The sequence below is a fragment of the Brevundimonas sp. CURTG3B2_SDJG genome (assembly GCF_057364705.1).
This window is the reverse complement of sequence record NZ_JBNFOJ010000070.1, coordinates 1-11,638: the sequence shown is the minus strand read 5'-3', so window position 1 is coordinate 11,638 and position 11,638 is coordinate 1. Positions and strand designations below refer to the sequence as shown.

At 68.3% G+C, this 11,638-nt stretch carries 8 protein-coding genes and 2 pseudogenes; 5 read left to right on the top strand and 5 right to left on the bottom strand.

What is annotated here, in order from left to right:
• Window positions 1–635: 635 nt before the first annotated feature.
• Together AC2W7C_RS06670 and AC2W7C_RS06665 are read right to left on the bottom strand one after the other, a co-directional pair.
• Window positions 636–983: pseudogene (locus tag AC2W7C_RS06670) on the bottom strand (DNA replication/repair protein RecF); the annotation flags it as partial.
• A pseudogene (locus tag AC2W7C_RS06665) lies at window positions 980–1,492 on the bottom strand (orotidine 5'-phosphate decarboxylase / HUMPS family protein); the annotation flags it as partial. The pseudogenes AC2W7C_RS06665 and AC2W7C_RS06670, both read right to left, overlap by 4 nt.
• Before the next feature lie 87 nt (window positions 1,493–1,579).
• Between AC2W7C_RS06665 and AC2W7C_RS06660 the strand changes: the two are divergent.
• Window positions 1,580–2,278, top strand: coding sequence for a MarC family protein (locus AC2W7C_RS06660; RefSeq protein WP_486000737.1), 699 nt, complete (start codon window positions 1,580–1,582; stop codon window positions 2,276–2,278).
• A gap of 83 nt (window positions 2,279–2,361) precedes the next feature.
• On the opposite strand, the gene AC2W7C_RS06655 is transcribed toward AC2W7C_RS06660, so the two are convergent.
• On the bottom strand, window positions 2,362–2,841 hold the full coding sequence (locus AC2W7C_RS06655; RefSeq protein ID WP_486000736.1) for a phytase: 480 nt from the start codon (window positions 2,839–2,841) through the stop codon (window positions 2,362–2,364).
• Window positions 2,842–2,983: 142 nt separating this feature from the next.
• Window positions 2,984–3,457, bottom strand: coding sequence for a phytase (locus AC2W7C_RS06650; RefSeq protein ID WP_486000735.1), 474 nt, complete (start codon window positions 3,455–3,457; stop codon window positions 2,984–2,986).
• Window positions 3,458–3,853: 396 nt separating this feature from the next.
• Between AC2W7C_RS06650 and AC2W7C_RS06645 the strand changes: the two genes are divergently transcribed.
• The 4 genes from AC2W7C_RS06645 (at window position 3,854) to AC2W7C_RS06630 (ending at window position 10,872) form a co-directional block, all read left to right on the top strand.
• Window positions 3,854–6,526 (top strand): TonB-dependent receptor, encoded by a 2,673-nt coding sequence (locus AC2W7C_RS06645; protein ID WP_486000740.1) that lies wholly within the window; start codon window positions 3,854–3,856, stop codon window positions 6,524–6,526.
• A 206-nt stretch (window positions 6,527–6,732) separates the two neighbouring features.
• Window positions 6,733–8,001 carry a PAS domain-containing protein gene (locus tag AC2W7C_RS06640; protein WP_486000734.1) on the top strand — a complete coding sequence of 423 codons (1,269 nt, stop codon included), beginning with the start codon at window positions 6,733–6,735 and terminating at the stop codon, window positions 7,999–8,001.
• Entirely contained in the window at window positions 7,883–8,476 is a 594-nt protein-coding gene (locus tag AC2W7C_RS06635) for a FecR family protein (RefSeq protein ID WP_486000739.1), read from the top strand. The genes AC2W7C_RS06640 and AC2W7C_RS06635 overlap by 119 nt, the downstream gene beginning before the upstream one ends.
• A 110-nt stretch (window positions 8,477–8,586) precedes the next feature.
• Window positions 8,587–10,872, top strand: coding sequence for a TonB-dependent receptor (locus AC2W7C_RS06630; protein WP_486000738.1), 2,286 nt, complete (start codon window positions 8,587–8,589; stop codon window positions 10,870–10,872).
• 51 nt (window positions 10,873–10,923) lie between these two features.
• Here AC2W7C_RS06630 and AC2W7C_RS06625 read toward each other — a convergent pair whose 3' ends face one another.
• Complete coding sequence (locus AC2W7C_RS06625) at window positions 10,924–11,403, bottom strand: DMP19 family protein (RefSeq protein ID WP_486000733.1); 480 nt, start codon at window positions 11,401–11,403, stop codon at window positions 10,924–10,926.
• Between the last annotated feature and the right edge of the window lie 235 nt (window positions 11,404–11,638).

Genomic DNA, 11,638 nt, shown 5'->3' with positions numbered 1-11,638 from the left:
GCCCGCTCCGTCCGCCCCCGCCGCCGCGCGGTCTCGCCGGCCGAGCGAGCCTCCCGGTGCGACGGGACGGGCGGAAGTATAGGGCCGGCGGAAACCCGGGCGGGTTCAGGACGCTGGGCCCAAGGGGGAGACGAGGGATTCCAACGGCTTGGCGCGTTCGGGTTCGCTGGGAATCCGCGAATCGCCGACGCTCTGTCGTCCTTCTCCCACTGGGAGAAGGCGGCGGGCGGAGCCCCGTCGGACGAGGGTCGGCGGGCGAAGCGACCAAGCCGCCGCCGAACAGGAGAATCCTCATCCTTTGGCTGCTTCGCGCCGCCCTCCGGGTCGCCCAAGGACGACGGCTGCGCCGCCTGGGCTCAAGCCCTTTCCCATCGGGAGAGGGACTGGGAAGGGACGATCGGCCGGCGACGCCCCTAGGGTCAATCGACATTCAAACCCGTCATTCCCGGCCCCCGGGTCGCGCCGCTTGCGCGGCCCCGCCCGAGGAGTGAACCCCTCCGGTATCCATGAACACGAAAGGCGAAGTCGAGACCTCCAGGGCGCCAGTCGCGATCATGGATGGCCGGGACAAGCCCGCCCATGACGGACAGCAAGGGTTCGAGAGGCGAAGGCTATCGACTGAATGTCGATTGAACCTAGGCGAAGGCGCCGTTCTGGACCCCGACGAACTGCGCCCGCCCCCGCAGCGGAGCGAAGAGGTCGGCCTCGGTGCCGGTCATGAAGGCCTGGAGGCCGAGGGCCTCGATCTCGTCGAAGAGGGCGGCGCGGCGGGCCGTATCGAGGTGGGCGGGAGCTTCGTCCAGCAGGAGGACGGGAGGAACGCCGCCCGCCAGGCGCGTGAGCTGAGCCAGGATCAGGTTCAGCACCAAGGCCTTCTGCTCGCCGGAAGAACCCTCCGCGGCGGGGCGGTTCTTCTCGCGATGAAGGGCGGTCAGGTCGGAGCGATGCGGCCCGAACAGCGACCGGCCGGCGGCGGCGTCGCGATCTCACGGGCCCGGGCGGCCTCGAGGGGGCTCGAGACCACCCCGTCCACGCCGCAGTCCAGCGCCTGACGCACCCGCCGTTCGACCAGGTCCCGGGCCGTGAAGCCGTAGCCGATGTCGGTCAGGTCCTGATCCGATAGGCTGGTCAGGACGGTGACCGCCAGAAGCCTGGTGTCCGATCCCGCCGCGTCGCGGCCCTTGACCGCGCCCCGCATGACCTGGGGTTCGGCGTGCACGGTCAGCAGGTCGCAGCCGCCCTCGGCGACGGCGCGCGCGGCGCCTTCCACCTGAGCCCCGATGTCGTGCAGCTTCCAGTCCTGGAACACCGTCAGGCCGCGGGCACGAAGCTCCTGGGCGAAGGCCACACCGCCTGGGCGAGCCAGAAGGGTCAAGCCGATCTTGTAGGCGAGCACGGTTCCCGCCAGCTGATCGACCATGGCCCGGGCGGCGTCGAGCGAGGGCAGATCCAGGCCGACGATCAGGCGGCGATCGGTGAGGACGGGGGTCATCGAGGCTCCAATCGGCTGAAGGGGTGGACGTGCGGACGCGCGTCGGCCCTTATGGGCGGCGGGTGAATTGCGGGGCGAGGTCAGGTCATGGACGCGGTCGAACTGGGGGTCAACCTGTTCGTGATCCTGTTCGCCCTGCTGGATCCGATCGGCAACCTGCCGATCTTCGCGGCGGCGACGGCCGGCGCGACCATGCGGCAGCGGATCGCGGTGTCCTGGTGGGTCTGCCTGTTCGCGGCCGTCTTTATGGTCCTGATCTTCTTCACCGGGCTATGGACCCTGCAGTTCTTCGGCATCTCGATGGCCGCGTTCCGCATCGCGGGCGGCGTTCTCCTGCTGCTGCTGGGCCTGGAGATGGCGCGGGAGGATTTCATCTCCAGCTTCGTCGACAAGGACGCGGCCAGCGATCTGGCGGACGTCCGCGGCTACGCCAAGCGCCGGTTCCAGAGGCTGGTGGTGCCGTTCGCCATTCCGCTGATGATCGGACCCGGCGCGATCTCGGCGATCATCATTCAGGCGGGCGAGGCCGCCAAGCTCGGCGCGGCGGGCACCGTCGCCTCGATGGTCGCGATCGCCGCCGCCTGCGTCGTCTCCTTCATCTGCTTCGCCATGACGGGCCCGATCAGCCGGCTGCTGGGCGACGTCGGGCTGGCCATCGTGGTGCGGGTCCTGGGCCTGATTCTGTGCGCCCTGGCGATCCAGTTCATCCTGATGGGGCTCGGCGAGGCGATCCCCGGCATGATCAGCTCGGGCGTCACCGCGCCCTATCCCTCGGGCGGACACTAATTGAAAGGGGACGTCGCCCGCCCCCGAACGGCGCCTTGGCGACGGCCACCGGACGTCAGCCCGCCAGCCGTCGACCCCGCCTCCTAAAGGGACAGGGCGGCGCGGATGTCGCGCCAGTCCACATATTTGAAGTTCTGGGTGCCCACGTCGTTGACATCGTCCTGGATCACCACGACGCCCTCGGGGAAGGCCTCGCCCACCGGGCCGCCCAGGGCGTCCAGACCGTCGGTGCCCGTGACGCCGTCGATCGTCCCGTCCTCAACCACGAAGCGGCCCTTGTAGACCGGCGCGGCGCCGTCGATGCGCCACACCGGGAAGGTCGAGTCGCCCTGGCTGGAGCCGATCAGATAGCGAGCGGAGCCGTCTTCGAGGATGGTCAGGCCTTCGGCGTCCGCGACCAGGACGCCTGGCGCGATCGGCTGGACCAGGGTGCGCGCGGCGCCCGAGGCCGGGTCCAGGCCATAGCGCCAGATTCCGACGTTCTCCTCGGCGATATAGAGCGCGTCCGTCGCCTCGTCGGCGGCGCAGCCTTCCGAGATCGTGCCGATCTCGGCGCGGCGCACCAGGCGGGCCGACGGCTTGCCGTCGCGCCGGCGGTCAGCACGAACTGGCGCAGCTCGCCCTCGTGACCGGCCAGGACGGCGTGCACCTCATCCCCCTGGCGAGCAAAGCAGAAGCCGTAGGGCTCGACCACGTCGGTGGCGATCATTCCCCAGGGGCGGACGGCGTTGTCGCCCGCGCGGCCGGATCGAACAGATACAGGGCGATCCCCGTCTTGCCGGGGGTTCGGTCGCTGGCGCCCAGGACGACCTGGGGCCGGCCGTCGACGCTGAGGCCCTCGGTCAGGTCGACGTTGTTCAGCAGGCCTTCCGGCAGGAACTGCAGGATCGCGCCGTCCAGGCCGTAGATGTAGAGCCCGGCCTTCTTGTCGGTGCCCGCCACGAAGCCGCGCGTCGAGACGCCGCCGATCCGGACCGGGGTCGCCGAAGCCCAGATGGCGGGATCGTCCGCGGCGTCCTGGCCGGCCGTGCCGACCGAGGGCGTCTCCAGCACCGCGCGGACCGGGGCGCCCTCGCCGACGAAGCCCTCGCCTTCGCCCTGGTAGTCGACCTCTCGGGTCGCGCACGCCGCCAGCAGGGCGGTCGCGGCCGTGGCGATGATCAGGGGTCGGAGGGTCATCAGGTCGTCCTGCGAAGCTGGATGCGCGCGTGCACCACGACGTTTCGCCAGGGTCAACGCAAGGTCGGTGACGCTTTGGAGTCATCCAGATGACGACCCGTTCGCATCGGGATCATTTGTCATCCCCGCGTCTGAAAAAGGCCAAGTCCGCTTCGCGAAACCGTCGCGCACCCGTCGCCGGTACGGCCTAGCTGGCCCTCCCAGAGCCGGCGGCCGGGGGGCCGACCGGACCATCGGGATGCAAGCCATGAAACTCGGACTCCTGCTCGGCGCCGCCATCGCGCCGCTCGCTCTCGCGCTGGTCACCCCAGCCGTTGCCTCGGCCGACGAGGCGCCCCCGTCGCGACAGCCGGACCGGCCGTCTATGGGCGGGTCGTCAACGCTGACGGCGCGCCGCTGGCCGGCGCCGAGATCATTGTCCAGGGCAGCGGCGCGCGCCTCGTCACCGACCCGCAAGGTCGCTTCATCCTGCCGGTCAGCGCCGGCCAGACCACGTTCGAGGTCCGCTACCTCGGCCTGCCTACCGTCTCCCAGACCATTACGGCTACGGGCGGCGAGGCGGTCAGCCTGTCGGTGACGCTCGGCCAGCCGACCGCGACCAACCTGGACGACGTCGTCGTCACCGGCGTGATCACGGACGGCATCGCCCGTTCGTTGAACCAGCAGCGCAACGCCGACGGCACGGTCAACGTCCTGTCGGCCGACGCCATCGGCCGCTACCCCGACCCCAACGTCGCCGAGTCGCTCCAGCGCGTGCAGGGCATCGCCATCCAGCGCGACCAGGGCGAGGGCCGCTACATCAACGTGCGCGGCGCCCCTTCGGCCTTCACCGCCGTCTCGGTCGACGGCGTGGCCGTCCCGGCCGTCAGCCCCACGACCCGCGCGGTCGACCTCGACACCCTGCCGTCGGACATCGTCTCGACCGTTGAGGTCTCGAAGACCTTGCTGCCGAGCCAGGACGCCGACTCGATCGCCGGCGCCGTCAACGTCCGCACCCGCTCGCCGTTCGACAACAACGGTCTGTCGGTCAGCGGCTACGCCGGCGGCAGCTACAACGACTACGGCGGCTCGGATGTTCGCGCTGGCGCGACGGTGTCGAACGTCTTCGGCGAGAACGGCACGTTCGGCGCTCTGTTGTCGCTGAGCTACTCCGAGACCAATCGCCGGCCCGACAACGTCGAAAACGCGTGGAATTACAACGCGACGACCAATCTCTACTACCTTGATGAGACCCTGTTCAAGGACTACGAGACCAAACGCACCCGTCAGGCCTTGACCGGCGCCCTGGAATGGCGTCCGAACGACAGCACGCGGGTCTGGGCGCGCGGCTCGTTCGCCGAGTTCGAGGACGACGAGTACCGCGACACCCTGCGCTTCGCCTACACGGACAGCACGTCCACCCCGCAGGCCGGGGCCACGGACCGCTCGGCGACCTTCACCGGCGGTCGCATCTACAAGCAACTGCGCCACCGCACGCAGAACAACCAGATCAGCACCCTGAGCGTGGGCGCCGAACAAACCTTCGGCAACGGCGCGACCTTGGACGCCTCTCTGTCGTTCGCCAACAGCGAGCAGACCTATCCGCACCGTGACGAGTTGGTCTTCCGGTCGGGTTCGCAAACTCTGAGCTACGACACGACGGATCACTACAGCCCAACCTACTCGGCTTTCACCGACACGTCCGGCTACTATCTGAACGCCGCCAACTACAGCTTCCGCGAGAACACCTACCGCTCGAACACGACGACGCAGGAGGACGTGGCCTTCGCGATGAACCTCGAACTGCCGACCGTTATCGGCGGACATGAGGTGACGCTGAAGTTCGGCGGCAAGTACAGCACCCGCGACGTTGCGGCCGACGAAGAGCGCTTCCGTGATCGCGCCGCCGCCGCCAACCCGGGCACGCTGGCCTCGCTGCTGAGCGATCGTCGATCGCAGAACTACGACTACAACCTCGGCTTCAAGATGGATCACGAATCGGTCGCCGACTATCTCGACCGGATCGCGGGCATCTCGCGCACCACCGCCACCCGCCGTCTGCCGCAGTCGCTGAGCGCCGACTACACCGCAAACGAGGACATCCTGGCGGGCTACGGCCAGGCGCGCTTCGACGTCGGCGCGACCAATGTGGTGGTGGGTCTGCGCGTCGAACAGACCAGCTTCGACGGTTCCGCCCTGCGGGTGCCGCCGACCGGCGCGCCGGTCCAGGTCGATGTCTCGACTGATCGGACCGACGTGTTCCCGAACCTGACGATCCGCCACAGCTTCAATGAGAACCTGATCGGCCGCTTCGCCCTGACCCGTGCGATCTCGCGTCCGGAGTATTCCGAGATCGTCCCGCGGGTGCTGGAAACGACCGAGGGCAATACGATCACCTTCGCCCGCGGCAACCCGAACCTCGAGGCCGCCCTGTCGAACAACATCGACGCCGGTCTCGAGTACTATATCCGCCCCCTGGGCGTGATCTCGGTCAACGCCTTCTATAAGGACCTGTCGGACTACCGGTTCACGCTGAACACGGTGGCCCCCTACAGCGATCCGGCTATCCCCGGGATCACCCAGGCCGTCTACACCGAGGCGCTCAACGCGCCTGACGGCCACCTGGCCGGCGTCGAGTTCAACTGGCAGCAGACCTTCGACTTCCTGCCGGGCTGGGCTTCGGGCTTCGGCGTATTCGCCAACTACACGCTGACCGACGCCGAGATCAAAACCACCGCCAGCTACGCCGGACGCAACACCTTCGTCCTGCCGGGTCAGTCGGACGAAATCTACAACGCCGCTGTTTTCTACGAGAAGTACGGCTTCAGCGCCCGGCTTTCCTACACGCACCGGAGCGACTTCCTTGAGGCGATCGACGCCACCCGCCCGGGGCTTGACCTCTGGGTCGAGGGCCGCGGGCAGCTGGACTTCACCACCAGCTACGATTTCGGCAACGGCGTCGAACTGTTCGGCGAGGCCAAGAACCTGACCGACTCGGCCGGTGTTCGCTACTACGGCACGCGCGAGCGGACCTACGAATACGAAAAGTTCGGCTACAACGTCTTTGTCGGCGTTCGCTTCAAGCTCTAGGGCGCGTCGCCATCTCGAACTGTGGAGGCCGGGCGGCGACGCCCGGCCTTTTTCGTCTCGGTCCCGAAAGGTTAACGGTCGAGCTGGACCATTTCGCAAACCCTCGCTAGGTCGCCTTGGGGGCGAAAGCAGGCCGGGGCGGTTCGCCGTTTGCAAGGTGCCTCCCGAACGGGCGCGCGGGCGCCAGAACGGGACAGTCAGGTCGAATGTTTCTCGAAGGCCAGATCAACTGGATGTGGGTGCTGGGCGCTCTCGCGATCAGCGGCTATCTGATCGCGCTGGTCGCGATCTGGTTCGCGATCCAGAACCGCGGTCGCCATGTCGACGCCTCGGACCAGCTGGACCTGGTCCAGCGCGTGGCCGAAGAGTCGCAGAAGCGTCTATTCGAGACCCTGAACGCCATTCCGGTCGCCCTCGTCGAGACGGACCGGCAGGGCAAGTTCGTCTTCGCCAACCGCGCCGCGCACCAGCTTCTGGGCCGTCGGGACGCCGAGCTGATCGGGCTGAGGTTCCACTCCGCGACTTGGGGCATCACCTTTCCCGATGGCCGGCCGGTGCCGCCGGACCTGCTGCCCAGCGCCCGGGCCTTGCGCGGCCAGACCGTCAAGGGTTTCCAGCACATGATGGCCAATCCGGCCACGCGTCGGAAGATGATCGTCTCGGTCACCGCCATGCCGATCGAGAACGAGCTGGGGCAGATCACCGGCTCGACCGCGGCCATCGTCGAGACCGAGAGCCTGCAGACGCCCGAGGCCGTCGTTCCCGAACCCGTCGCGGCGCAGGCGCACGATGCGCTGACTCGCCGGGTGTTCGACGCGGCCTCCAGCGCCCTGGTGGTGATCGGCCCGGACGGGGAGGTGCGCGAGGCCAACCGAACGGCGCTTCTGGTGCTGGGACGCGAGGCCGCCGAGGGCGAGTTCGTCGAGCTCTTCCTGGCCGAGGATGAGCGGGTCGAGGGCCGGCAGGCGCTGCGCGCCGCCCTGGCGGCTCCCGTCGGCGAGGCCGAGAGCTTCACGTCCCGGACTGGAGCGCCGGAAGGGATTCGCTGGTCGATGCTGGCCCTGACCGACGCCGACGGCCGGATCGACGCCCTGCTGCTGGCCGGCGAGCGCGCCGAGGGGTCGAGGGACAATGCGGAGGCGGTTTCCGTCGAAACAGGACAGGGCGACGCGACCTCGCCCGAGATGAGCGAGGTGGAGACGGCGCTTCGTGAGGAGGCGGACGCCGCCCGCCGCCAGGCCGAAGAGGCCCTGGCCGTGGCCGCCGCCGGCGGCCGTCGCGATCGTGCTGACGCCATCGATCACCGGCCGCACCGAGGTCTATGTGACGGCGCCCGGCGAGCATCGCGCCGTGACCTTGGCGGACGGCTCCACCATCGTCCTGAACGGCGGGTCGCGGCTGTCGGTGCGTCTGAACGCAAGAGAGCGTCTTGTGGAGATGGCCTCCGCCGAAGCGGCGTTCGACGTCGTTCATGACGCCGACCGCCCGTTCCGGATCACCGTCGGAGAGAGCCAGGTGGAGGTGCTCGGGACGGCCTTCGATATCCGACGGGGCGAGGAGGCCACGCGGGTGGCGGTGACACGCGGCGTGGTGCGGGTCTCCGACCTCCGCAACCCGGACCACAACGTCCGTCTGACCCAGGGACAGACGGTGGAGCGCGAGGACGCCGACGGGCGCCTGCGGGTCACCGCCGTCGCTCCGGAACCGGCCGGATGGCGGACGGGGCGGCTGGTCTACGAGGATCGCCCTCTCTCCGAGGTGGCGACGGACCTCAACCGCGCCTATCCAACGCCGATCCGCCTCGCCGGCGGGACGGGCGCCCTGCGCTTCTCGGGAGTTCTCACGCTTGACGATCAGGCGGCGACAGTCCGCAGACTGGAGACCTTCCTGCCCGTGACCGCGGTTCAGCGGAACGGCGCGATCGAACTCCGGCCGCGCCGACCGTCTTGATATCTCCGGAGATCCGTCGCCAGGCCCTCGGGGCCGGCATCGTCTGGGTGCTGGCCTGCGGGTCGGCTCAGGCCGATACGCGGCATCGTCTGTCCATCCCCGCTCAGCCGATGTTGCGCGCCGTCCTTCAGCTCGGAGCCCAGACCGAGATCTCGATCGGCGCCGGCGAAGCCGCCGGGTGTGGCCGGTCGCGGCCCGTCCAAGGTGTTTTCGAGGTCGAGGCGGCGCTGCGCCTGATGCTGGCCGACAGTGGCTGCACCTATCGGCGCATAGACGCCCGAACCTATCTGATCGTCCGGCGCCCGCCGTCGGCGCCCCTTCGACCCCCGCCTGTCGTTCCTCCGGCGGAGGCGGAAACCCTCGAGCTCGGGGAGGTCATCGTCACCGCCACCAAGCGCGACCTGGCGCTCGCCGATGCGCCCTATTCGTTGTCGGCGGTGGACGGCGTCTCCTTGGACGCCGCCTCGCGCCGGGACACCGCCGCCTTGTCGACCCGATTGGCGGGCCTGACCGTCACCAATCTCGGCCCTGGCCGCAACAAGCTCTTCGTACGGGGGCTGGCCGACAGCGCGCTGACGGGCCAGACCCAGGCCATGGTCGGCCTTTATCTGGACGACACCCGCCTGACCTATGACGCGCCTGATCCGGACTTGCGACTCGTCGATCTGGAGCGGGTCGAGCTTCTGCGAGGTCCTCAGGGAACACTCTATGGAGCCGGCGCCATCGGCGGCGTGCTGAAGCTCGTCAGCCGGGAACCACGGCTGGACGCCTTCGAAGCCGAGGCCACGGCCGGCTTGACCTTCGCGGACGACACGGCGCCCGGCCATTCCGTGGATCTGGTGTTGAACGCGCCGCTCGTGCGCGATCGCCTGGCCTTGCGGGCGGTGCTCTACGAGGAGGTGCTGGAAGGGGTGGTGGACGACCCGGGGCTTGGCCTGACCAACACCGGCGCGATCGATCGAAACGGCGGCCGCATCGGCCTCCTCTGGCGGATCAACGACCGTTGGGACGCTCGAATCGGAACGGTCTTCCAGGAACTTCATATCGACGACAGCCAGTATGCGTTCGAATCCCTGTCGCCCTACGAACGCTCGCTGTCGGTGCGTGAACCCAGCAACAACGACTTCACGGGCGTCTCGCTGTCGCTGACCGGAGAATATGACTGGGGTCGCGTCAGACTGACCAGCGCCTACCAGGGCCACGACCTGGATCGCCGCTATGACGCCACCCGTTTCAGGGCCGGCGAAGGTCGTCCTCTGGCCTATGACGAGGCCGACAACATTCGCGCCTTCGCGATGGAAGGTTCGATCGCCTCGGCCCCGGGCGCCGCCATGGGCTGGCTGGCCGGGATCTACGGATCGCGTTACGGCCATGACCGCCGTGGCGAGGTGCTCGATCTGGGTGCGGGCGTTCGGCTCTACGAAACGGAGAAGCGCGACCAGACCAACGAAGGCGCGGTCTTCGGCGAAGTGGCCTGGGTGCCCAGCGACGGGCTGAAGCTCATCGTGGGCGGCCGTTATTTCTACGCTTCGACCCGGTCCTCGACCCGGGCGCGCTTTCGCAGCGCAGACGCGGACACCTTCGACGGCGAAACCCAGGACGACGGCTTCGTGAGCAAAGCCGTGCTGGAGTACGCTTTCCGGGACAACGTTCTGATCTTCGGCCAGGTCAGCCAAGGCTATCGCGTGGGCGGCTTCAACGGGGGCGTTCTCCTTGACGAAGACTACGGAACGCCCGGCGTCGGCCCTCAGCCCTATCGGTCGTTCAAACCGGACACCCTGCGCAGCTACGAACTCGGCGTCCGGTGGCGCGCCTTCGATGATCGGCTCGCGCTGCGGTTGGCCGCATTCGCCGTCGATTGGCACGCCATTCAGTCGGATCGCGTCTCGCGGGATGGCTTGCCTTTCACCGCCAACATCGGTTCGGGCAGCAACGAGGGCATGGAGATCGAGGGCGTGTGGAGCGACGGCCCTTGGCGGGTCGATTTCAATCTCATGGGCGGCAACCCGGCCCTCAACGCCTCGGATGAAAGCTACCCCCTCGCCAAGGACGGCAACTTGCCGGGAGTGCCCAAGGTGCTCGGCGCTGTGAGCGCCCGTCGTGAACTCTCCCTCAGAGGCCGCCCGAGTTGGATTAGCGGCTCCATCGGCTACGTTGGACGGTCCACCCAACAGCTCACGCCCACGACGACGACCGACATGGGCGGCTATGTGACATCGGAGATGGCCGCGGGCGTGTCTTTCGGCTCGTGGTCGGCGATCCTGCGCGTGGACAACATGTTCGGAAGCGCCGGCGACACCTTTGGCTATGGCAACCCCTTTCTGGTCGAGTCGGAGACCGTGATCACGCCTCAAAGGCCCCGGAATCTCTCGCTTTCCCTGTCGCGCCGCTTCTAGGCGGCGGCTCTTCTCGCACCGATGGGGACGAAGCGCCCCGTCGAGATGGCGCTAGCGGATCGCGCCCGTCTTCCGCAGGTAGTCGAGGTGCTCGTCTTCGGAGACGATGCGAAGGTTCGGCAGCCGGGCGATCCACTCCGCCGCCAAGGTCGTGATCGAGCGGATGTCCTGAGCGCGGAAGTGGCGGCTGTCGAGCTGGTCCAGCGTCTCGGGCCGGAACGGTCGGGAAAAGTTGTCATGGACTACGCGTTCGGCCTCGTCCGGAATCGCTCGAGCCCAGGCGATCATATCCCGCAACGTCTCGGCCTGCGGCGCGGCGCCGATCGCCTCCAGCCCCGCCAGCGCAGTCTCGAAGATATACATTCGGCCGTCAGCGTTCCCGAAGAACTGCGCATGACCACCGTTGCGGACCTCCCCCTCGTAGCGAAGCGCGCAATAGGCGTCCACCTCCGGCCCGGTGACCGTGTCGGCGCTGAACGCCCCCCGAGGAAGAACGAGACGGTCGATGAAGAAGTAGAACTCCTCGACCATCGCGTCCTCGTCTCCGATCACCCGGTCAGGAAGAACGAGAAGGCGCTGCTGGGTCATCGAAAACTCCGCGAAGACGGGCTCCGGTTGGGACTTAACAGGACTGGCTTCTAACGGCTTTCACGAGAACGGGTCCCTGACGATTCCTGCCTTCTAGCCGAGCGACACCGTCTTCGCGGCGCGCGGGCGGCGGCCCTGCAGGGCGAGAAACCGCCACGGCCCCGGCCAGCGCGGCCGC